The sequence below is a fragment of the Rhizobium sp. 01N48 genome (assembly GCF_056399145.1).
The window spans coordinates 171,388-191,100 of the sequence record NZ_JBFTQT010000002.1; the positions used below are offsets into that span (position 1 = coordinate 171,388).

Sequence of the window (19,713 nt, forward strand, 5' to 3'; positions counted from 1 at the left end):
GGATATCAAGGGATTTTCAATATGACGATTGGTATCGTTTCGGCCGCCTATATCTCCGCGGCTGTGCTTTTCATCCTCTCGCTCGGCGGCCTGTCGGGCCAGGAAAGCGCCAAGCGCGCCGCTTGGTACGGCATTGTCGGCATGGCGCTCGCCATTGTCGCGACCATCTTCGGCCCTGGTGTAAGCAACTGGTTCATCATTCTCCCGATGATCCTGGCCGGCTCCATCGCAGGCTACTACGTGGCCAACCGCGTGCAGATGACCGAGATGCCGCAGCTCGTGGCGGCACTTCACTCCTTCGTCGGCCTCGCCGCCGTCTTCATCGGCTACAACGCCCACATCGAAGCATGGCGCGTTGCCGGCATGGATGAGGCGGCACGCGCTGCACTCGATGGCTTTGCCGGTATTCTCGCGCACAAGACCCCGGTCGAGCTCGCGATCATGAAGGTCGAGGTCTTCCTCGGCGTCTTCATCGGTGCGATCACCTTCACCGGCTCGGTTGTCGCCTTCGGCAAGCTGGCCGGCAAGGTCGACGGCAAAGCGAAGAAGCTGCCGGGCGGGCATTTTCTCAATGCCGCCGCCGCGATCCTGTCGCTGATCCTGCTCCTGATGTACGCCAACGATGCTGGCGTCTGGACGCTGATCCTGATGACGCTGCTCGCCTTCTTCATCGGCTACCATCTGATCATGGGCATCGGCGGCGCCGACATGCCGGTCGTGGTTTCGATGCTGAACAGCTATTCCGGCTGGGCGGCCGCCGCCATCGGCTTCACGCTCGGCAACGATCTCCTGATCGTCACCGGCGCGCTGGTCGGCTCCTCGGGCGCGATCTTATCCTACATCATGTGCAAGGCGATGAACCGCTCGTTTGTCTCCGTCATCTTGGGCGGCTTCGGCGGCACCACGGGTCCCGCGATGGAAATCGAAGGCGAGCAGATCGCCATCGATGCCGAGGGGGTCGCATCCGCGCTCAACGATGCCGACAGCGTCGTCATCGTGCCCGGCTACGGCATGGCGGTGGCGCAGGCGCAGCAGGCCGTCTCCGAACTCACCCGCAAGCTCAGGGCTGCCGGCAAGACGGTTCGCTTCGCGATCCATCCGGTCGCCGGCCGTCTGCCGGGCCATATGAACGTGCTGCTTGCCGAAGCCAAGGTGCCTTACGACATCGTGCTTGAAATGGACGAGATCAACGACGACTTCCCCGAGACCGACGTCGTCATCGTCATCGGCTCCAACGACATCGTCAATCCGGCCGCTCAGGAAGATCCGAACTCGCCGATCGCGGGCATGCCGGTTCTCGAAGTCTGGAAGGCCAAGCAGGTCTTCGTCTCCAAGCGTGGACAGGGCACCGGTTATTCCGGCATCGAAAACCCGCTCTTCTACAAGGAGAACACACGCATGTTCTACGGCGATGCGAAGAAGTCGGTGACAGAGCTCGTCTCCCAAATCCAATAGTCTATCGAAGAAGCCAGCGGGCGGCTTACTCGTCCGCTGGCAGAATAGCAGCAAGACCACAGACAATGTTACCCTGGTAACCCGTACGTGTTTCCCGGTTAGACAGGCCGCACGGAACAAAAGTTAACGCCTATCGTTGTTATCCCGAGATATATTCCGGAGGCGGCGATGGCCATGACCTTTAAAATAGTAGCACCTCTTGTTGCGACCGCTGTGTTGGTCGCGTCGTCCATTGGAACGGCCCACGCCTTCAGCATGGCCGGTGCCGCCGATGGAATGCAGGCTCGCTCGCCAGGCGCCGTTGCTGCGTATACCCAGGAAGGTGCCGTCGGGGATGGAGACAATTCCGTCCTGTCACCCGCCGAAATCAGCCATATCCGCTGGTGCGCCGAGCGCTATCTCTCCTATCACGCGACCGACAACACCTACGAGAGCTCGGCCGGCAAGCGCTCCGCCTGTGTTTCCCCTTGAGGGCATATCCATATGCGCATGGCATAGTGAGCGCCTAGAAAAACTCTTAATGCGCGATAGGTATCGGGGGTCACATTACAACTGGTTGATCATGAACTGGATTTCCCGCTGGACGGCCCGCTCTCTCGCCCTGCGATTTGTCGTGGTTGGTGGACTTGTCAGTTTGGCGGCGATGTTCATCGTCGGCTATCTGGTGTCGAAGGTCATCGAAGATGCCGTGATTCATAATTCCGGCGCCGCGACCGCCCTTTATGTCGACAGTGTCGTTGCTCCGCTCCTTCCCGACATGCAGAGGGCTGCACTGCTCGACGAAGCGAGCGCGCTGGCGCTTGATGAGACGCTTGGGCAAGGAGCGCTTGGAAAGCGATTGGTGTCGTTCAAGCTGTGGCGCGCGGACGGGACAATTCTCTACTCCAACGACAAGGCGCTTGTCGGAAAGCAGTTTGCCGTCAACGACAAGCTTCGCCAGGCATTCGCCGGAACGCTGGTCGCGCGCTATGAGATCGCCGACGACCCCGAAAGCACCACCGAACGTTCCCTCGGCAAGCCATTGATGGAGATTTACAACCCCGTGCTCCAGCCCTGGTCGGGCCAAGCTGTTGCGGTTCTCGAATTTTACGAGACGGCCGAAGGGCTGGGTGAAAGCCTGACGCGGGCGAGATTGTGGAGCTGGTTTGGCGTCGCAGGTCTCACATCCGTATTCTTCGCCGTCCTGTCAGGACTGGTTTTTCGCGGGAGCCGAACGATCGAGGACCAACAAAGGGATCTCGCCAAACGCGTTGCGGAACTCTCCGCATTGCTTGCCGAGAACAAGGGGCTGCAGGGTAGGCTACAGCGCGCATCCCAACGCGCCGCATCGCTCAACGAGACATATCTGCGCAGCATAGGCGCCGATCTCCACGACGGGCCTGCACAACACATCGCCTATGCCTCGCTGCGGCTGGATAGCGAATTGCTGATCAGCGCGGAAACGCTGCCCGACGAGCGTGAGAAGGAGCTCACCTGGATCCGCTCGAGCCTCGCCGAGGCGATGACCGAGATCCGGGATATCTGCAAGGGACTGGTGCTTCCGGAGATCGAAAAGGCTTCGTTTGCCGAAATCGTCAACCGCGTCACCGAGGCCCACCAAATGAGAACCGACACGACCGTCAACACGGTGATCGAGCAGGACGGCTCAGAGCCGGTAGCGGCGGTCAAGATCTGTATCTACCGGTTTATTCAGGAAGCCTTGAACAACGCCCATCGCCACGCCGGCGGCATTCAGCAGGCCGTTTGGGCTACCCTTCATCGCGGGCATGTCACGATTGAGGTCAGTGATCGAGGCGAGGGCTTCGATCCGAACCATGTCAGGCCATCGAGCCTCGGGCTTGTCGGGCTCCGCGAGCGGGTCGATAGTCTTGGCGGAACGTTTGAAGTGAAGACCGGGGACAAGGGCACGATCCTGACCATGACCTTCGAACCGATGGAAACGGGAGAGCAGAGATGACGTCCATTACTGTTGGGATCGTGGATGACCATCCGCTATTTCGCGAAGGTGTAACGCGCAGCCTTTCCGAAATCAAGGACTTCCTGGTGGTGGGAGAAGGCGCAACCAGCGACGACGCGGCGATGATCGCAGCCGACAAACATCCTGATGTCATGCTGGTCGATGTGTCGATGCCGGGCGGCGGCTTGAGCGCGATAGGCGAGATATTGCAACACAGCCCATCGACGAAGGTGTTGATGCTGACCGCGTCGGAGGAGATCGACACGCTGCTGGGCGCGCTTCAGAGGGGCGCGATGGGATATGTTCTAAAGGGCGTCGGCTCCAGGGGGCTCGCAGAGGCGATCAGGACGATCCTCAAGGGAGCTCGCTATGTGTCACCAGCCATGTCCGCGAAGGTGGTGGATGTCTCGCTGGACAAGGAGCCATCCAAGAACAGCCTGACGCCGCGCGAACGCGAGGTGATGGACCTTGTGGGCGAAGGCCTCTCCAACAAGCATATCGGCCTGCGGCTTGATCTGCAGGAAAAGACCGTCAAGCACCACATGACGCAAATCCTGACGAAATTGGGCGTTTCCAATCGAACCGAGGCAGCTCTGCGCTGGCGCGGAAAGGGTTAGGGTCTACACGCTCTAGCGAACGATCCGGTTCAGCCGCCGAACATCGTTGGCTGTCGCCTGCCTGTCAACGATGGTGCGGCCTTTCGAATCGCGCATGATGTAGCGACCGCGCCGCAGCGTTTCGGTTATGCCATTGCCGTGGCGGACATCGACACTGCCGTCTGAACGTTCCGTGGCCTTAACGCCTGAGGCTGATGATGCGGTGGGAGACGACGGCGAAGAACTGCCTGCCCTGGCAGGGTTGCCACTTGCGCCTGCACCTCCGTTGCCATTGCCGTTCCCGTTGCCACCCGCGTTACTGGAGCTGTTTCCGGCGCTGCCCGCGCCATTTCCGTTGCTTGAGCCGTTGCCGTTCCCATTACTGGAACCGTGTCCATTGTTGCCCCCATTGCCGTTTCCGCCGCCGTTGCCGTTATTGCCGTCCTTCGCATGCGCGGCATTCGTCGTCGGCACTTGAATCGGCCCGAAGCTCAGCGTCAGTGGCATCACCGAGATAACAAGGGCGACAGTCGCCCCGCATCCCAATCTCAACAGGCAGCGCGTTGAAAGCATGATTGCGCCCCTTCCGGCCTTGTGCCCTTGTCTACGCAGATGACGGCGCATGGATCTGCGCGGCACCGATCTTTCGCGTCGTTTATTCGACCTCCGGCTGATCGGTCCGCTGCTTGTGGCGAAATTCAAACACCTGCCGCATCTGCGCCAGCCGGAGTTCAAGTGCGGTTCTATCCATCGATGGGGCAAGCTTGGCGAGCTCATCGGCCAGGATGTCCATCTCCCGGAGGAAGAACAGCAGGTCGAAGCCACGTTCGAGTTCGGCGGCCGCGTCGTTGGTATCAGGAGAACTGGTCCGCAACGACGCCCGGTCCGCCAACATGATCTCGGCGACCAAACCGCCAGCGTGCCTGCCTCGAATGTTTGTCACGATATGCTCCTGTCAGTGCTGTTGCGGTTTGGCGTGACATTTCCCGCGCCGTCTTGTGCATTCTGTTGCCGCGCGCGGCGACTGTGCCACGCTGCAGCCTGGCGCAAGCCATCAACAACGCTCGGTACACTCGGTGGTTTGACGACGACGTGCACCCCGTCCCGGTCTTCAACAAGATCAGGATTGCCCGTCAGGTAGACGATGCCGACCTTGAAATGCTCCACCAGATGCCTTGCGATCTCCGGCCCTGTCAGCCCATCGGCGAGGCGCACGTCCAGAATGGCGATATCGGCCTCGGGAGCCAACTCCATCGCTTCGGCGGTGTTTCGGGCGATACCCGCGATTTCGAAACCTTCGGCCATCGCGATGTCTTCGACCATCAGCGCAAAAGCCGGCTCGTCCTCGACAATCAGAACACGCATGATCGCTCCTAATGTATAGTCGGTGACAAATGGCGAAGGTCGGGGTCCGGTGCGTCAAAAATTCCGAGCAGCCTCTCGAACCCAATCAGCACTAGCTGAAATTCCACATCATCCATGGCAGCGATCTGGATAAGCTCCGAAGACGCCCGCGCGATCAGCGTGTCTAGCCAGACGCATTTGTCCGCTCGGATACGGCCCAGCACGTCCTTTCTGATATCTCGCAACTCGGACAGAATGCGAGACACCAGTTCAATGCGCTCATCGTGACCCATCCACTGCAGGCCGGTTCGGGCTTGCCGAATCTCGGCTGTCATTCTCGACGGCATAACCCGCCCTCCTGTCGTATCGATGAAGCTAACCACGACGAACCAGCCGACAACACGGGCTTTGGTCCCAGATGGCTCGACTATTCGTTTGCGGCGACCGTCTGGGCTTCAGCCGGCGACGTGCACTTGATACGGGGGCCATCGTAGGGCTGATAGGTATTGTCGTCCGCGCGATAGGATTTGTAGCGATTGGCACACCACATCGCAGCGTTTGCCAATGGGTCGGCGGCAGTTGATGACGTGGACGTCATGGCGGCACCGCTCGTTTCCGATGGGGGCTGGCAGACGCGAACTTGGCCCTGGAATGAGCGATAGGTGTTCGTCGCCGGGTCAAACGACCGGTAGTGCGACGCGCACCAATTTAGATGTTCGGCCGAAATTTCAATTGCTGGCGGCGGGATATCGGCGACCACAGGTGCGGCCGCGGCCGGTCGCTTTGCGGCGACCCTCCGGCTGTCAGCCATCGCATATGTCGAAAGTGCGGGAGGCAACCGCTCATAGGTTTGAAGCGCGGGATCGACACGCGTGGGCTCTGTCGTCCAGAGATCGGCGTCCCTCAGACCGCGCAAGCCGTGCTCCGTATTCTCCGCCATGCCGATCGAGGCCACGGATGCGGCGAGCGTAACCGTGCCTACGACCGTGGCTATTCCAAACGCAACGCTTGCGAGCCCGTTCATTGTCGTCATCCGTTGTTATTGTGTGGGGACATTCGCCTGCCGTCATATCGTCGGCGCCGGATCGATGGGTCAGGCGGCGCGGCATGCGCCAAGCCGCCCAACCGAGCGCGATCAATTGATGACCTGGATCACCTTGCGGGACGAAGGTTCGATGATGACCCGCTCGTTGTTGACGATCGCGTAGCCGTATTTCGGGTTTTCGGGAATCGGCGTGACGACGACTGTTTCCGGCAAGGCATGGCCGACGACGACCTTTTCCTGTACGACAACAGGTGCTGCCGGAGCCGGCGCTTCGCGAACGTAGGTGACGACCTTTGCCGGCGGCGGATCGATGATGGTACCGACCACGGCGCCCGTGACGCCGCCAACAGCCGCACCAACGGGACCACCGACGATAGCGCCGGTAACCGCTCCGCCAGCCGCGCCATTAACGGTACCCGACTGCGCCATGGCGACGCCGGACATGAGGGTGATGGCTGCGATCGCAGTCGCTGCAAGTTTGAAAGGCATTTTTATCTCCTCTTCTTTTGCGACGCTCTGTCGCTGGGAGACAAACGGCTGTAATTGCTGCAGGTTCCGGGGTCGGACCTCAGTCGGGAGACACGTCAGACCTTGGTCTGATACGGCTTGAACCTGTAGTGCCGAGAACCGTCGGCGCCACTAAAGACCGTTGCTGAGCACCCGCTGGCATGCGGGCGCCAGGCGCGCGAAGTTATCGCGCAGACAATTGATGCCGCGACCGCCACCAAGCGGCACGGAGTGACAGAGCGCCCGGAAATCTGGACCGCAGCTGCGGCGCACGACGACCAGCTCTTCTCGCGGCGTGAAAGACGCCATCGGCGTAGCAACCGCCGCCCCACCGCCGGCAGGCGGCTTGGCAGGATTGGTTACTTGGGCTGCCCCGTCTCCACCAAGCGCGCCGACCGCGGCCTGGCATGATGGCGAGAGCGTTGCGCTGTGTTGCTGCAGACAGGCAAGTGCCTGCGTTCCCCCAGGTGTTACGCCCGAGCACTGCGTCATGAAGTCAGATCGGCAGGACGATTTGACGGCATCGCGCTGCGCGGCGGTCGGCTGTTTCTGTGCAGCGGCTGCCGTCGTTGTCGGCGGTGTCACATCCGATTGCGGCGGGGCCTCGTTCGAACTCTTCTTCGGTCCTTCAAGATTCGAGATCGCTTCGCGACACGGCTTTGACAGCGAAGCATTGTGCTGCTGAAGGCAGGTCAGGGCTTCCATGCCCCCGGCGTCACACCGGAGCATTGCGCGATGAAATCCGATCGGCAGGCGGATCGAACTGCATTGCGCTGCGCATCGGTCGGCTGCTGCGCCTGCACGCCGGCAGCGAGGCATAGCACCGAAAGGAACCCGACAACCGAGATGTTCGTCATTGCCGGGATCAAGCTCACATCTAAACGCGCTGTGAAAAAGGCCTGCAACCTTCGCATTGCTCCCTCCCTCTCAGTAACAAATCTGTTGTGCCGCTGAAGCATCAGGCGGACCCAACCCCGAACACCGTCACGCCGATTTATTATATTAGCAGTATTTAATGTTGATGAGAATACAGCTTCTGGTTCTCCTACGTGCCGCGCAAGTAAGCTAACGCAGAAAACCCGCCGCTCGAAGCTCGAGACCGCGAAACAGCGTCATGTAAAGTGTGCGTCCGCGAGCCCCAATATGCGGCGGGCATGCCGCAGATGGGGGGCGTCGATCATCTGGCCGTCAAGTTGAAGCACACCTTTTTCCGGGTTAGCTTCGAATGCAGCGACGATGGCCTGAGCTCTCTCGATTTCCGCTTCCGTTGGCGAGAAGGCCTCGTTGATGACGGACACCTGTGATGGATGAATTGCCATCATTCCCGTAAAGCCATCGCTGCGCGCCCGGCTTGCATAGCGTCGCAAGCCCTCAAGGTCACCGAATGCCGGGTAGACCGTCTCGATAACAGCGGCACCGGCAGCGTGACCGGCAAACAATGTCAGCGAACGCACCATTTCATAAGGATGGGTATAGCTGCCATCCTCATTCCGCGAACTTGCCGCGCCGATTGCCGCCGGAAGGTCCTCTGCCCCCCAGGTCAATCCCAGCATCAGGTGGCGAGCGGCCGCATAGCTTCCGAGTTGAAAGATTGCGGCAGGCGTTTCCGTCGCGATCGGCATGATCGGCACACCGGGGGCGAGCGCCGCCAAGGCCTCGACACTTGCGCCGCCCTCGGCCTTCGGCAAGACAAGTGCGTCAGGCTGGGCATCGAGAATGATCGCGAGATCCTGTTCCAGGAGGCCGCCCTCAAGCGCGTTGACCCGCACGAACAGTTTGGCCCGCCGTTCGGCCGATCGCAGGAAATTAGCGACAGCCTCTCTCGCTGCTGGCTTCTCGGCAAGCGCAACGGCATCTTCCAGATCGAGAATCAGGGCATCAGCGGAAAGCCCGAGCGCCTTCTGCATCCGATCTGGACGATCTCCTGGCACGAAGAGCAGTGAGCGCAGCCTCATGCCGACCTCCTTTGTACCATTGCACTACGCAGGCACCGGCAAACCACTTCGCTGCGCTGATTGATCAATTCGTGCTGGAAGGTGACGATGCCGGCCGTCGGCCTCGATCGGCTCTCCCTTAGATCGGCGATCTCGGTTTCTGCACGCATGGTATCGCCGATAAAGACCGGTTTCGGCATGACCAGCTTGTCGTAGCCCAAATTCGCGACCAGCGTCCCCATAGTCGTATCGCCGACCGAGAGCCCGACCATCAGCGCGAAAGTGAAGGTGCCGTTGACGAGTATCTGGCCGAATTCGCTTGCCTTTGCCGCTTCCGCATCGATGTGCAGCGGCTGCGGATTGTGGGTCATGGCGGAGAAGAGGAGGTTGTCTGTTTCGGTGACCGTGCGACGGATTTCGTGCACAACCCTGTCGCCGATGGTCCAGTCCTCGAAATGACGGCCAGCCATCATGGGTCTCCTTCCAGCTGCAAGAGGACACTGCCTTCGACGACTTGTGCCTCGGCAAGGACCTTCATCTCCGAAACGACGCCATTGAAGGGCGCGCTCAGCGTCTGCTCCATCTTCATTGCCTCGATGACGACAAGGGGTTGACCTCTGGTCACCCGATCTCCCTTGGCGACCATGAGCGCGATCACCCTGCCCGGCATCGGAGCGATAATCGCGCCGTCGGAATGGCCGGCGCTTCCGCCGGCATGGCCTGCGCGTAGCGGCCCATAAGCCCAGGCTTCGCCATCTACAAAGAGTACACCGGCATCGGTCACGGCCGGATCGCCGCCGTCGCGCAGTTCCACGCGATAGGCTGCACCGCCGATCTCGACACCGACCTCCCACGACGGCGGTGCGTTCAACCGGAATCCGCTTGCCGCTGCCCATGCATCGCCGCCCGGTTTCGGTAGGATCGCCCGCGCGGCTGCTTGCAATACGCGCTCGCTGGGCTCGGTCGGCGGGATCAGCTCGGCTGCGTGTCTTTCGATGAAGCCGGTGTCGACCGTACCGGCGCGAAAATCGGGATGATCGAGCGTGCGCGCGAGAAAGGCGGCGTTGGTGCGCACGGGCCAGATCTCGACGTCAGCTGCCGCCTGGGCCAATCGCCGCGCCGCGTCCTGTCGCGTTGCGCCGTGGCTGATCAGCTTGGCGATCATCGGATCGTAATAGGCGCTGATCTCGTTGCCCTCTTCGACACCGCTGTCGACCCTGACGCCCATAGGAAACTTGAGATGGTTCAGCCACCCGGTCGATGGAAGAAAGCCGGTGGACGGGTTCTCGGCGTAGAGCCTCGCCTCCATCGCCCATCCGTTAATGGACAGTTCATCCTGCCGCAGAGGCAGCGGCTCGCCGGATGCGACTAGGATTTGCCATTCGACCAGATCCTGACCGGTGATGGCCTCGGTCACAGGATGTTCGACCTGCAGCCGGGTATTCATCTCCATGAACCAGATACGATCGGCGCGAAGCCTGTCTGACGCATCCGCGATGAACTCGATCGTCCCCGCGCCGACATAATCGACCGCGCGCGCCGCCTGAACCGCGGCCTGGCAGACCGCCTCTCGCGTCGACGTATCCATGCCCGGCGCCGGCGCTTCCTCAATGACCTTTTGGTGGCGACGCTGCAGCGAACAATCGCGCTCGAACAGGTGGACGACGTTTCCGTGTTTGTCGCCGAACACCTGGACCTCGATGTGACGGGGCGCCAGGATATATTTCTCCAGCAGCACCCGGTCATCGCCAAAGGCGGCAACGGCTTCACGCCGGCAGCTGGCGAGCGCGGCCGGAAATTCCGCGGTGCTACCGACCCGACGCATCCCCTTGCCACCACCACCGGCGACGGCCTTGATGAGAACAGGATAGCCGATCGCATCAGCCTCGCGCTGCAGCCGCTCGTGCGATTGGTCCTCTCCGAGATAGCCTGGCGTGACCGGGACGCCCGCCACGATCATCCGCTTCTTGGCCGCATCCTTGAGGCCCATGGCACGGATCGAAGCCGCAGGCGCGCCGACCCAGATCAGGCCGGAGGCGGTGACCAGTTCTGCGAACTCGGCATTCTCGGAGAGAAAGCCGTATCCCGGATGGATCGCCTTCGCGCCGGTCCGAATTGCGGCCTCAATGATCCCGGCCGCGTTAAGATAGCTGTCCTTGGCCGGTGCCGGCCCGATGCATACTGCCTCATCCGCCTCGCGAACGAAGGGCATGTCGCCATCGATCTCGGAGTGCACGGCGATCGTGCGGATCCCGAGCCGTTTCGTCGTTCTTATGATCCTCCTCGCGATCTCGCCGCGATTGGCGATCAGCAGGCTGTCTATCACGGTCTCTCCTCTCCCTGCCTCTAAGGCTACATGCGAAACAGGCCGAACTGGGCGCGCTCCGATATCGGTGCATTGAGCGTGGCTGCGAATGCCAGGCCGAGGACGTCGCGCGTCTGAGCGGGGTCGATGATGCCGTCGTCCCATAGGCGCGCGGTTGCGTAATAGGGGTTGCCCTCGTCCTCGTACTTCTGCCGGATGGGCGCCTTGAATGCTTCGGCCTCATCGGCGCTCCAGCTTTCCGCATCGCGATGCACGGTCGCCAGCACCGAGGCGGCTTGCTCGCCGCCCATGACGGAGATGCGCGCATTCGGCCATGTGAACAGAAAGCGCGGCTGATAGGCGCGGCCGCACATGCCGTAATTGCCCGCACCGAAGCTGCCGCCGATCAGCACCGTTACCTTCGGCACCGATGCCGTTGCCACCGCCGTCACCAGTTTCGCGCCGTTCTTGGCGATCCCCTCGGCCTCATACTTCCCGCCGACCATGAAGCCGGAAATATTCTGAAGGAAGAGCAGCGGTATGCGCCGCTGGCAGGCAAGCTCGATGAAATGGGCGCCTTTCAACGCGCTTTCGGAGAAGAGCACTCCATTATTGGCGAGAATGGCAACGGGGATGCCGCATATCCGCGCAAAGCCACAGACCAGCGTGGTGCCGTAGAGTGCCTTGAACTCCTGCAGCTCCGATCCGTCGACGATGCGGGCGATGACCTCGCGGACGTCGTAAGGCGTGCGGACGTCTCGCGGAACGATGCCATAGAGCTCTTCTGGATCGAGCTTCGGCGGCTGTGGCTCGGCCACCTCGATATCCACCCGCTTCTGCCGATTGAGCGTGGCGACGATGTCGCGAACGATCAGAAGCGCATGCTCGTCGTTCTCGGCGACATGGTCGACGACGCCGGATTTCCGGCCGTGCGTATCGGCGCCGCCGAGTTCTTCGGCGGATATGATCTCACCCGTCGCCGCTTTCACGAGCGGCGGACCGGCGAGAAAGATCGTTCCCTGGTTGCGCACGATGACGGTTTCATCCGACATCGCCGGCACATAAGCCCCACCCGCCGTGCAGCTGCCCATGACGCAGGCGATCTGGGCGATGCCCGCCGCAGACATTTGCGCCTGATTGTAGAAAATGCGCCCGAAATGATCGCGATCGGGAAAGACCTCGGCCTGATGCGGCAGATTGGCGCCGCCCGAATCCACCAGATAGATGCAGGGCAGCCGGTTTTCCCAGGCGATCTCCTGCGCCCGCAGATGCTTCTTCACCGTCATCGGAAAATAGGCGCCGCCCTTCACGGTCGGGTCGTGCGCCACGATCATGCATTCGACGTCCGAGACACGGCCGATGCCGGCGATCATGCCCGCGCCGGGCGCCTCGTCGTCATACATGCCATTGGCGGCAAGCTGTCCGATCTCGAGAAACGGAGAGCCGGGATCAAGCAGGCGTTGGACGCGGTCACGCGGAAGAAGCTTACCACGTTCGACGTGCCGCTCGCGATGCTTTTCGGAGCCGCCTCGGGCTGCCTGCGCCACCTTGGATCGAAGTGCCTCCACCAGAGCCAGATTGTGCGCTTGATTGGCCGCGAACGCTTCCGAGCTGGGATCGACCATCGTCTGCAGCTCCGGCATCAGCCCCTACCCTCGGCACCGATGACTTCGCGACCGATCAGCATGCGGCGCACCTCGTTGGTACCGGCGCCGATGTCGAGCAGCTTGGAATCCCGCCAGTAGCGCTCCACCGGCCAGTCTTTGGTATATCCAGCGCCGCCCAGCGCCTGGATCGCCTGCTCGGCCACTTTGACCGCACTCTCAGACGCGTAGAGAATAGCCCCCGCCGCATCATGCCGCGTCGTCTTGCCGGCATCGCAGGCTCTCGCCACCGCATAGACATAGGCGCGAGCCGAGTTCAGCGCCACGACCATGTCCGCCACCTTGGCCTGGATCAGCTGGAAACTGCCGATCGGCGCACCGAACTGCTCGCGCTCCCTGATATAAGGAAGCACCACATCCACACAGGCCTGCATGATGCCGAGTTGGATGCCTGATAGGACCACGCGCTCGTAGTCGAGCCCGGACATCAGCACCTTAACGCCGCCGTTCAGCTGGCCCATGATGTTTTCTTCCGGAACGAAGCAATCATCGAAGACCAGTTCCGCCGTCGGCGAGCCCCGCATGCCGACCTTGTTGATCTTCTGACCGATCGAGAAGCCCGGAAAGCCCTTCTCAACCAGGAAGGCGGTAATGCCTTTCGAGCCACCATCGGGAACGGTCTTGGCATAAACGACCAGCGTGTCGGCGTAAGGCGCGTTGGTAATCCAGAATTTGGTGCCGTTGAGGCGGTAGCCGCCATCGACCCTATCGGCGCGGAGCCGCATCGAGACGACGTCCGAGCCGGCGCTTGCTTCCGACATGGCAAGGCTGCCCACATGCGCGCCCGATATCAGCGACGGGAGATATCGCTGCTTTTGTTCTGCCAATCCCCAGCGCGAAATCTGGTTGATGCAGAGATTAGAGTGAGCGCCATAGGACAGGCCGACCGATGCCGAGGAGCGGCTGATTTCCTCGCAGGCGATGACATGTTCGAGATAGCCGAGCCCAAGCCCGCCAGAGTCTTCGGGTACGGTTACGCCATGAAGGCCAAGTGCGCCCATCTCGGGCCAGATCTCGACCGGGAACCAGTCTTCCTCGTCTATCCTCGCGGCAAGCGGGGCAATACGATCTGTCGCAAACCGATGCGTCGTCTCACGGATCGCCTCCGCCATTTCGGATAACCCGAAATCCAACTCCAGCATGTCGCCAGTCCTCCCAGACTGCGATCATGCTACCGCGACGAATGCGATTAGTAAAATCGTATCAACGCTATGGTCTTCCGGCAGATCGCCGGGGAGCACGATGGGCTACGCCTTCTGGCGCGCCAAGATCTCGGTCGCGACCAGCGCCTGCAGGCGCCACAGGTTGCGGTCGCGGATGCCCTCGGCTTGAAGATCGACGATCGTATTGTGCAGATACTCGGCGCAGGAGCCGCCCTCACCGCACGCCGCCGCGATCAGCGAAGACGCTTCCGCTGCGGGCAATTGTTTTGTCAGTCCGGCCCGCTTGGTGCTGGCCCAGAATGTCAGCGCTTTTCTGACGCCGCTTTCGGTTCTCACCGGAAGCCACCGCACCATGTCGATCACTTCGCTATACTTGATCTCGCGCGCGACGAGAGCACGCAGATCCTGGCGGCGGCGATCGGCTGAAAGCTCGAAGACGATACCATCGCACTGGCCGCCGCGCTCAAGCGCCATCATTAGCCCGGGCTGGTCGCTGGTTGCGCGCCAGCGCTGGATTTTCAGTGAGAAAGACCTGTGCCAGCCGTATGCAGTCGCGCGCTCGCGGCTGGCTGGTTCGAACTCCGGGTTCCAGATCAGGGAGCCATAGGCAAAGACCAGAAGAGGCTCACCTGCCGCTTCACGTTCGATCCTGTCGACGAGATCGTCAAGCTCAGCTTCCGAAAGCGGCGTCCAGCCCGGCTCCGGTCCATCATCACGGACGTCTCGGATGGTCAGGGCAACAAGTTCGGGCGTCAGCTGCATGGTGGTATCGATCTGTATCAGGTCAAGGAAATAGAGTAACTGGCCGCGGCAGATGTCTGCCACGGCCAGATCTTTTCGTTAGGACTGCACGAAAGCGAGCAGGTCGGCGTTCAGCACGTCGGCATTGACAGTCAGCATGCCGTGCGAGAAGCCCGGGTAGGTCTTCAGCGAGCCGTTCTTCAGAAGCTTGGCCGACTTCAGTGCGGAGTCCGCGATCGGCACGATCTGGTCGTCTTCGCCGTGCAGGACAAGCGTCGGAACGGTGATCGCCTTCAAGTCTTCCGTCTGGTCCGTTTCGGAGAAGGCCTTGATGCCGTCATAGTGTGCCTTGGCGCCGCCCATCATGCCCTGGCGCCACCAATTCTGGATCACGCCTTCCTGAACCTTCGCGCCATCACGGTTGAAACCGTAGAAGGGGCCGGCTGGGACATCGCGGAAGAACTGCGCGCGGTTGGCGGCGAGCGCTGCACGGAAGCCATCGAACACTTCGATCGGCAGGCCCTCGGGGTTGTTTTCGGTCTTCAGCATCAGCGGCGGAACAGCCGACACCAGAACGGCCTTGGCGACACGGCCGGCCGGCTGGCCGAACTTGGCAACGTAGCGGGCAACTTCGCCGCCACCGGTGGAATGGCCGATGTGCACGGCATTCTTCAGGTCCAGTGCTTCGACGACGGCAAAAGCGTCAGCGGCATAGTGGTCCATATCATGACCGTCGGCGACCTGGGCCGAACGGCCGTGGCCACGGCGGTCGTGGGCAACGACGCGATAGCCCTTCGAGAGGAAGAACAGCATCTGCGCATCCCAGTCATCCGACGACAGCGGCCAGCCGTGGTGGAAGACGATCGGCTGCGCGTCCTTCAAACCCCAATCCTTGTAGAAGATTTCGACGCCGTCCTTGGTGGTGATCGTAGACATTTCAGTATTTCCTTCTTTTGTAGAGCTTGTGGATGCAGCGTTTGCCGCAAAGGTAAAGGCGGGTGAAATTGCCATGGTCGCTGCGGCTGCACCAGCGGAGAGCAGTGCGCTGCGGCGCGTCATGGAAGAAAAATTCTCGGTCATGTCATATCCTGCAATTTTGTCGTTTCAAGCGTCAGACGACGCTGTTGCTCGGCTGATGGGGAGATATTGCCGCGAAACACTCGCGCCAACAATTGCATCAATAATTTCTAGTTTATTGCCGTTTTTGCAATTATTGATGCGTCGTGTCTGGAGCCCCGTCGAAGAAAAGGTAGATGGCTGCGATCTTGCCATCCCGCGCCACGATGAAGTCGGTGCCGGCATAGGCGGGCGGTTGGCCTGGTGCACCGGCCGACCATCTGAGCCGGCCGGCCTGATCTTGAAGAACCTCTGCCGGTGCGATCGGCGTATATTTGAAATCCGGGTGCATGGCGCGGATCACGCCGGCGATGCGAACGATCTCCTCCCGGCCCCGATAGATGCCGTGCGGCTCGGTGAAGACGGCGTCTTCGTGGAGGATTTCCTCCGCGGCCTTCTGGCGGAGGACGGCATCGCCCTCCCCAAAAATCTCGTGCAGGTTCCGCTCCAACAGCGTTGCAATGTCTGCCATGACTTTTCTCCTTGAGACCGATCCTTAAATCTGAACCTGACCGCCATCGACAAACAATTCGACGCCGTTGACGAAAGAGGCTTGATCCGATGCCAGGAAGAGAACTGCCTTGGCAATTTCCTCCGGCTGTCCGATCCGACCGGCCGGGATCAGGCCGGCGAGATAGTTCTTCGTGTTTTCGGCGTTGTCGCCGTTACCGAAGAGCTCGTTCAAGCCAGCCGTCTCGGTAACGCCGGGGCTGACGGCATTGACGCGGATATGGCGATCCTTGAGATCGAGGATCCAGTTGCGTGCGAAATTGCGGACCGCCGCCTTTGTCGCCGAGTAGACGCTGAGTGCTGGCGTTCCCGAGATGCTCGTGGTCGACGAGGTCAGCACGATCGAAGCGCCATCGCGCAGCAGAGGCAGCGCCTTCTGAACCGTGAACAGCACGCCCTTCACGTTCGTGTCGAAGGTCTTCTCGTAGTGCTCCTCGGTGATGGCACCGAGCGGTGCGAATTCACCGCCGCCGGCATTGGCGAAGACCACGTCGATTTGCGAGTGCCTCTGCTGGACGGCATCATAGAGGCGGTCGATATCGACAAGCTTGGCCATGTCGCCCTGAACGCCCGTTACCCGGCCGCCGATTTCCTTGACGGCTGCATCGAGCGCATCCTTGCGGCGGCCGGTGATGAAGACCGAAGCGCCTTCGTTCGAGAAGGCCTTTGCGGTGGCCAGTCCGATGCCGCTGGTACCGCCGGTGACCACGACGACCTTGTTTTCGAATGTCTTGCTCATGTCTTTGTCCTTCTCTGTGTTTGGCTCTGTGTTGGCGGCCCGTTGCCGTTGAGAAGAACATGCCATCAGAACGCTGATGCAAATAGTCGGCAAAAATGCTACCCATCGTTCCATATGGAGAACGATGATGCAGTCTGATCTGAACGACCTCGTCTATTTTGCCGAAGTGGTGGCCCATGGTGGCTTTGCCGCAGCGGGACGGGCGTTGCGCGAGCCGAAGTCGAAGCTCAGCCGTCGGGTTGCCGGGTTGGAAGCTCGCCTTGGGGTTCGCCTGATCGAGCGTTCCAGCCGACGCTTCAGGGTGACCGACGTCGGCCAGGCCTTCTACGAACGCTGCAAGGCGATGGTCGCCGAAGCGGAGCGAGCAGAAGCCCTGGTCGCGGAAGCGCAATCGGAACCGCACGGTCTTATTCGCATGAGCTGCCCAACCGGGCTGGTCGAACCTATCTCAGCTCTCGTGACCAAGTTCCTGGCCCAGTATCCGCGAGTGCGGCTTCAGCTCGTTGCCGTGGATCGCCCTGTCGATCTCATCGAAGAGCGGATCGATGTGGCGCTTCGTGTGCGCACCGCGCTGGAGGGTGACGCATCACTGACGATGCGCTCGCTCGGGAATTCCATTCGCATCCTCGTCGCGAGCCCCCAGCTTGCCAGCCGTATCGGCAGCATCAACGACCTAGCCAACCATCCGACGCTGTCGACAACAGACGATCAGAGTGAAGTGAACTGGCTTCTTGAAACTGACGACGGCCAAAGGCAAACGGTTCGACACGAACCGAGGATCGGCTGCGCCGACTTCACCGCGGTAAGGACCGCAGCGCTCGCCGGGTTGGGGGTCGCGCTGTTGCCTGATCACACCTGCAAGCAGGCGCTGCAGGACGGAAAACTCGTGCGCGTCTTGCCGGCATGGCGGGGAATGCGGGGACTGGTACATATCGTCTTCACGACACGCCGAGGACTGCCTCCGGCGGTACGCAACTTCATCAACGCTCTTGCCGCCGGCTTTCCGAAGGACGCACTTGCGGAATAGCCGGCCACGTCGTTACGGCTAGATGATACCCCACGCCTGAAATCTTCCCCGGCCCGTCATCTCGCGAAGGCCGAGTTCCGCGAGGATGCGCCGCGCGGCCTGGGGTGTGACACCCAAGATCTTGCTCACCATGCCCGATGAGACGATCGGCTTCGCGACGACGAGTTCAACAAGCTCGGGAAGTTTTGAGGACGATCGACGGCCAACGAGTTTCCGCTCCATCATCTGCCGCGCCAACGCCAGCCGATCGTGTTCCTTCAGTCCTGCTTCCGTAGCCGCGATCAGCCCCTGGGCACTGGCCAACAATCGCGTCTCCCGGTCCCGATGCCGTCGACGATCGACGGCTATGGATTTGAGGCCGAGATTGAAGGCCACGAGATGAGCCGCGGCGGTCACGCCCTCTTCTCGCAGGATCGACGCGGCCAGCAACCGGCCAAGCCACGGGGCATGTTGCAAGACGGCGAGCTCTGTCCAAGCATCCAACGCGATCAACGCTTGCAGCACCGGCGGCAGATTGTGGTTCTGCCGCAAGACGCCCCTCCATTCATCGAGCCGCTCGTCCTCATTCCAATCGAGATCATAGGCCAACGATTCGCGCTCGCGGGCGGATGAGCGTGCCGGACCTGTTACATTCGCCAACACCGCTTCGCTTCGTGCCAGCACGGCGTCGATCTCGGCGAGCTCCGCGTCGAACGCGTTGGAGAAGGCACCGTTGTCATTTCCCTTCGTTTCCAAGGGAGGCATCGGGTCGTTTTCGGCTTCGTGGCGATCCTGAGAATAGGCATTGCCGTTCATTGGATTAGCACCGCGCAAGCTGCGCATCCCTTCGGGACTTAACGCCCAGGCGGGCGATTGCGACGCAATCTTTCTGCGCGTACGCAATACGTCGCGCGCGATGGTCAGTTCGTGGCTCGGTGCGCGAATATCTTGTCCGGCATCGTGGAGTACGAGATCCTCCAGATGAACAAGCTCACCATCGATCCATAGAGAGGCACAAGCGTCAGTGAAATGGGATCGTTCGATCCAGCCTTGTCCAACCGGCGATCGCCCGATCCGTTCATCCAGCCGCGCCAAGCCAATGCCTGCTTCTGAAACCGGTCTGAGCAGGCTCTGGATGGATAATTTGGTGGAATCGTAACGCATTGAAATCATGGTAAATGATTTCCTTAAGGAACTCCATATCGGAGTTAGCGTTCCTCACTGCGTATGGGAACGAAGCAGCATTGCGAACTCATATAGTGAGCCACTGCTACTAAAGAATCTTACACGATTCTCTCGATGTTTGCCGCGATTTTCCGCAGCCGAGCGGAGAAATCAACAGATGTAAAAGCATGTGATCATCGTGGCACAAGCCCCAGGGATCTCGGCGAAATGGACAGAGTTTCTACGACGCGAGTACCAATGGCGGATGTCGTCAGGCGGCCTAAGCGCCGTGAACCAGACTACTGCGGGTCTTCGCTCGACGCTTGCCGGGGACACTTCGGACCGTACCTATCTGATCGAGCGTGCAAGTGAGCGGGCACCGCTCTTTCTACAGGAGGCTCGCCGAACACTTTGTCGGCGAGCCGGTATTGACGAACCCAAAGCCTACGTCTTGCTTGTCTGAACCA

General features: G+C 60.9%; 23 protein-coding genes. 5 read left to right on the forward strand and 18 right to left on the reverse strand.

Annotated elements, in window-relative coordinates; translation table 11 throughout:
- The first annotated feature begins 21 nt into the window (after positions 1-21).
- The 4 genes from AC1DOG_RS04520 (at position 22) to AC1DOG_RS04535 (ending at position 4,029) form a co-directional block, all read left to right on the forward strand.
- Positions 22-1,455 carry an NAD(P)(+) transhydrogenase (Re/Si-specific) subunit beta gene (locus AC1DOG_RS04520; protein WP_113008951.1) on the forward strand — a complete coding sequence of 478 codons (1,434 nt, stop codon included), beginning with the start codon at positions 22-24 and terminating at the stop codon, positions 1,453-1,455.
- 168 nt (positions 1,456-1,623) lie between these two features.
- Entirely contained in the window at positions 1,624-1,926 is a 303-nt protein-coding gene (locus AC1DOG_RS04525) for a BA14K family protein (RefSeq protein ID WP_477926953.1), read from the forward strand.
- 91 nt (positions 1,927-2,017) lie between these two features.
- Positions 2,018-3,412 (forward strand): sensor histidine kinase, encoded by a 1,395-nt coding sequence (locus AC1DOG_RS04530; protein ID WP_112943463.1) that lies wholly within the window; start codon positions 2,018-2,020, stop codon positions 3,410-3,412.
- Positions 3,409-4,029: a response regulator gene (locus tag AC1DOG_RS04535; protein WP_112943462.1), complete on the forward strand. Its 621-nt coding sequence runs from the start codon at positions 3,409-3,411 to the stop codon at positions 4,027-4,029. The genes AC1DOG_RS04530 and AC1DOG_RS04535 overlap by 4 nt, the downstream gene beginning before the upstream one ends.
- Positions 4,030-4,041: 12 nt before the next feature.
- On the opposite strand, the gene AC1DOG_RS04540 is transcribed toward AC1DOG_RS04535, so the two are convergent.
- The 17 genes from AC1DOG_RS04540 to AC1DOG_RS04620 all read right to left on the reverse strand — a co-directional run bounded on the left by AC1DOG_RS04540 (position 4,042) and on the right by AC1DOG_RS04620 (position 17,076).
- On the reverse strand, positions 4,042-4,584 hold the full coding sequence (locus tag AC1DOG_RS04540; protein ID WP_477927074.1) for a hypothetical protein: 543 nt from the start codon (positions 4,582-4,584) through the stop codon (positions 4,042-4,044).
- Between the two features lie 79 nt (positions 4,585-4,663).
- Positions 4,664-4,951, reverse strand: coding sequence for a hypothetical protein (locus AC1DOG_RS04545; protein WP_477926954.1), 288 nt, complete (start codon positions 4,949-4,951; stop codon positions 4,664-4,666).
- Positions 4,948-5,373 carry a response regulator gene (locus tag AC1DOG_RS04550; protein ID WP_477926955.1) on the reverse strand — a complete coding sequence of 142 codons (426 nt, stop codon included), beginning with the start codon at positions 5,371-5,373 and terminating at the stop codon, positions 4,948-4,950. Before AC1DOG_RS04550 ends, AC1DOG_RS04545 begins: the two co-directional genes overlap by 4 nt.
- Positions 5,374-5,381: 8 nt before the next feature.
- A complete protein-coding gene (locus tag AC1DOG_RS04555; protein ID WP_477926956.1) occupies positions 5,382-5,699 on the reverse strand; it encodes a hypothetical protein in 318 nt (105 codons plus the stop codon).
- Positions 5,700-5,779: 80 nt separating this feature from the next.
- Complete coding sequence (locus tag AC1DOG_RS04560; protein ID WP_477926957.1) at positions 5,780-6,376, reverse strand: BA14K family protein; 597 nt, start codon at positions 6,374-6,376, stop codon at positions 5,780-5,782.
- 111 nt (positions 6,377-6,487) lie between these two features.
- Positions 6,488-6,886 (reverse strand): DUF1236 domain-containing protein, encoded by a 399-nt coding sequence (locus AC1DOG_RS04565; protein WP_113008958.1) that lies wholly within the window; start codon positions 6,884-6,886, stop codon positions 6,488-6,490.
- 150 nt (positions 6,887-7,036) lie between these two features.
- Positions 7,037-7,489 carry a cysteine rich repeat-containing protein gene (locus AC1DOG_RS04570; protein ID WP_477926958.1) on the reverse strand — a complete coding sequence of 151 codons (453 nt, stop codon included), beginning with the start codon at positions 7,487-7,489 and terminating at the stop codon, positions 7,037-7,039.
- Positions 7,490-7,596: 107 nt separating this feature from the next.
- Positions 7,597-7,818: a hypothetical protein gene (locus tag AC1DOG_RS04575; protein WP_477926959.1), complete on the reverse strand. Its 222-nt coding sequence runs from the start codon at positions 7,816-7,818 to the stop codon at positions 7,597-7,599.
- A gap of 198 nt (positions 7,819-8,016) precedes the next feature.
- Positions 8,017-8,859, reverse strand: a complete 843-nt coding sequence (locus AC1DOG_RS04580; RefSeq protein ID WP_477926960.1) for an HpcH/HpaI aldolase/citrate lyase family protein — start codon at positions 8,857-8,859, stop codon at positions 8,017-8,019.
- Complete coding sequence (locus tag AC1DOG_RS04585; protein WP_112943454.1) at positions 8,856-9,308, reverse strand: MaoC family dehydratase; 453 nt, start codon at positions 9,306-9,308, stop codon at positions 8,856-8,858. The genes AC1DOG_RS04580 and AC1DOG_RS04585 overlap by 4 nt, the downstream gene beginning before the upstream one ends.
- Positions 9,308-11,164 (reverse strand): acetyl/propionyl/methylcrotonyl-CoA carboxylase subunit alpha, encoded by a 1,857-nt coding sequence (locus AC1DOG_RS04590; protein WP_477926961.1) that lies wholly within the window; start codon positions 11,162-11,164, stop codon positions 9,308-9,310. Before AC1DOG_RS04590 ends, AC1DOG_RS04585 begins: the two co-directional genes overlap by 1 nt.
- A 26-nt stretch (positions 11,165-11,190) precedes the next feature.
- Positions 11,191-12,786: a carboxyl transferase domain-containing protein gene (locus AC1DOG_RS04595; RefSeq protein WP_477926962.1), complete on the reverse strand. Its 1,596-nt coding sequence runs from the start codon at positions 12,784-12,786 to the stop codon at positions 11,191-11,193.
- The gene (locus AC1DOG_RS04600; RefSeq protein WP_477926963.1) at positions 12,786-13,949 is read right to left on the reverse strand and encodes an isovaleryl-CoA dehydrogenase; all 1,164 of its coding nucleotides are present in this window, start codon (positions 13,947-13,949) and stop codon (positions 12,786-12,788) included. Before AC1DOG_RS04600 ends, AC1DOG_RS04595 begins: the two co-directional genes overlap by 1 nt.
- A 105-nt stretch (positions 13,950-14,054) precedes the next feature.
- Positions 14,055-14,732 (reverse strand): gamma-glutamylcyclotransferase, encoded by a 678-nt coding sequence (locus tag AC1DOG_RS04605; protein ID WP_477927075.1) that lies wholly within the window; start codon positions 14,730-14,732, stop codon positions 14,055-14,057.
- A gap of 78 nt (positions 14,733-14,810) precedes the next feature.
- A complete protein-coding gene (locus tag AC1DOG_RS04610; RefSeq protein WP_477926964.1) occupies positions 14,811-15,791 on the reverse strand; it encodes an alpha/beta fold hydrolase in 981 nt (326 codons plus the stop codon).
- 130 nt (positions 15,792-15,921) lie between these two features.
- Complete coding sequence (locus AC1DOG_RS04615) at positions 15,922-16,299, reverse strand: nuclear transport factor 2 family protein (protein WP_477926965.1); 378 nt, start codon at positions 16,297-16,299, stop codon at positions 15,922-15,924.
- A gap of 24 nt (positions 16,300-16,323) precedes the next feature.
- Positions 16,324-17,076, reverse strand: a complete 753-nt coding sequence (locus tag AC1DOG_RS04620) for an SDR family NAD(P)-dependent oxidoreductase (RefSeq protein WP_477926966.1) — start codon at positions 17,074-17,076, stop codon at positions 16,324-16,326.
- Positions 17,077-17,200: 124 nt separating this feature from the next.
- Here AC1DOG_RS04620 and AC1DOG_RS04625 point away from each other — a divergent pair, with 124 nt between their 5' ends.
- Entirely contained in the window at positions 17,201-18,103 is a 903-nt protein-coding gene (locus AC1DOG_RS04625) for a LysR substrate-binding domain-containing protein (protein WP_207919757.1), read from the forward strand.
- Between the two features lie 18 nt (positions 18,104-18,121).
- Here the strand turns inward: AC1DOG_RS04625 and AC1DOG_RS04630 are convergent, their stop codons facing one another.
- Positions 18,122-19,255 carry an RHE_PE00001 family protein gene (locus AC1DOG_RS04630; protein ID WP_477926967.1) on the reverse strand — a complete coding sequence of 378 codons (1,134 nt, stop codon included), beginning with the start codon at positions 19,253-19,255 and terminating at the stop codon, positions 18,122-18,124.
- Positions 19,256-19,713: the final 458 nt, after the last annotated feature.

What these genes read in the sequence shown, in the direction of transcription:
- AC1DOG_RS04520 (WP_113008951.1), top strand. Translation starts at nt 22, where the DNA reads ATGACGATTGGTATCGTTTCGGCCGCCTATATCTCCGCGGCTGTGCTT.
- AC1DOG_RS04525 (WP_477926953.1), top strand. Translation starts at nt 1,624, where the DNA reads ATGGCCATGACCTTTAAAATAGTAGCACCTCTTGTTGCGACCGCTGTG.
- AC1DOG_RS04530 (WP_112943463.1), top strand. Translation starts at nt 2,018, where the DNA reads ATGAACTGGATTTCCCGCTGGACGGCCCGCTCTCTCGCCCTGCGATTT.
- AC1DOG_RS04535 (WP_112943462.1), top strand. Translation starts at nt 3,409, where the DNA reads ATGACGTCCATTACTGTTGGGATCGTGGATGACCATCCGCTATTTCGC.
- AC1DOG_RS04550 (WP_477926955.1), bottom strand. Translation starts at nt 5,373, where the DNA reads ATGCGTGTTCTGATTGTCGAGGACGAGCCGGCTTTTGCGCTGATGGTC.
- AC1DOG_RS04555 (WP_477926956.1), bottom strand. Translation starts at nt 5,699, where the DNA reads ATGCCGTCGAGAATGACAGCCGAGATTCGGCAAGCCCGAACCGGCCTG.
- AC1DOG_RS04560 (WP_477926957.1), bottom strand. Translation starts at nt 6,376, where the DNA reads ATGAACGGGCTCGCAAGCGTTGCGTTTGGAATAGCCACGGTCGTAGGC.
- AC1DOG_RS04565 (WP_113008958.1), bottom strand. Translation starts at nt 6,886, where the DNA reads ATGCCTTTCAAACTTGCAGCGACTGCGATCGCAGCCATCACCCTCATG.
- AC1DOG_RS04575 (WP_477926959.1), bottom strand. Translation starts at nt 7,818, where the DNA reads ATGCGAAGGTTGCAGGCCTTTTTCACAGCGCGTTTAGATGTGAGCTTG.
- AC1DOG_RS04580 (WP_477926960.1), bottom strand. Translation starts at nt 8,859, where the DNA reads ATGAGGCTGCGCTCACTGCTCTTCGTGCCAGGAGATCGTCCAGATCGG.
- AC1DOG_RS04585 (WP_112943454.1), bottom strand. Translation starts at nt 9,308, where the DNA reads ATGGCTGGCCGTCATTTCGAGGACTGGACCATCGGCGACAGGGTTGTG.
- AC1DOG_RS04595 (WP_477926962.1), bottom strand. Translation starts at nt 12,786, where the DNA reads ATGCCGGAGCTGCAGACGATGGTCGATCCCAGCTCGGAAGCGTTCGCG.
- AC1DOG_RS04600 (WP_477926963.1), bottom strand. Translation starts at nt 13,949, where the DNA reads ATGCTGGAGTTGGATTTCGGGTTATCCGAAATGGCGGAGGCGATCCGT.
- AC1DOG_RS04605 (WP_477927075.1), bottom strand. Translation starts at nt 14,732, where the DNA reads ATGCAGCTGACGCCCGAACTTGTTGCCCTGACCATCCGAGACGTCCGT.
- AC1DOG_RS04610 (WP_477926964.1), bottom strand. Translation starts at nt 15,791, where the DNA reads ATGACCGAGAATTTTTCTTCCATGACGCGCCGCAGCGCACTGCTCTCC.
- AC1DOG_RS04615 (WP_477926965.1), bottom strand. Translation starts at nt 16,299, where the DNA reads ATGGCAGACATTGCAACGCTGTTGGAGCGGAACCTGCACGAGATTTTT.
- AC1DOG_RS04620 (WP_477926966.1), bottom strand. Translation starts at nt 17,076, where the DNA reads ATGAGCAAGACATTCGAAAACAAGGTCGTCGTGGTCACCGGCGGTACC.
- AC1DOG_RS04625 (WP_207919757.1), top strand. Translation starts at nt 17,201, where the DNA reads ATGATGCAGTCTGATCTGAACGACCTCGTCTATTTTGCCGAAGTGGTG.
- AC1DOG_RS04630 (WP_477926967.1), bottom strand. Translation starts at nt 19,255, where the DNA reads ATGATTTCAATGCGTTACGATTCCACCAAATTATCCATCCAGAGCCTG.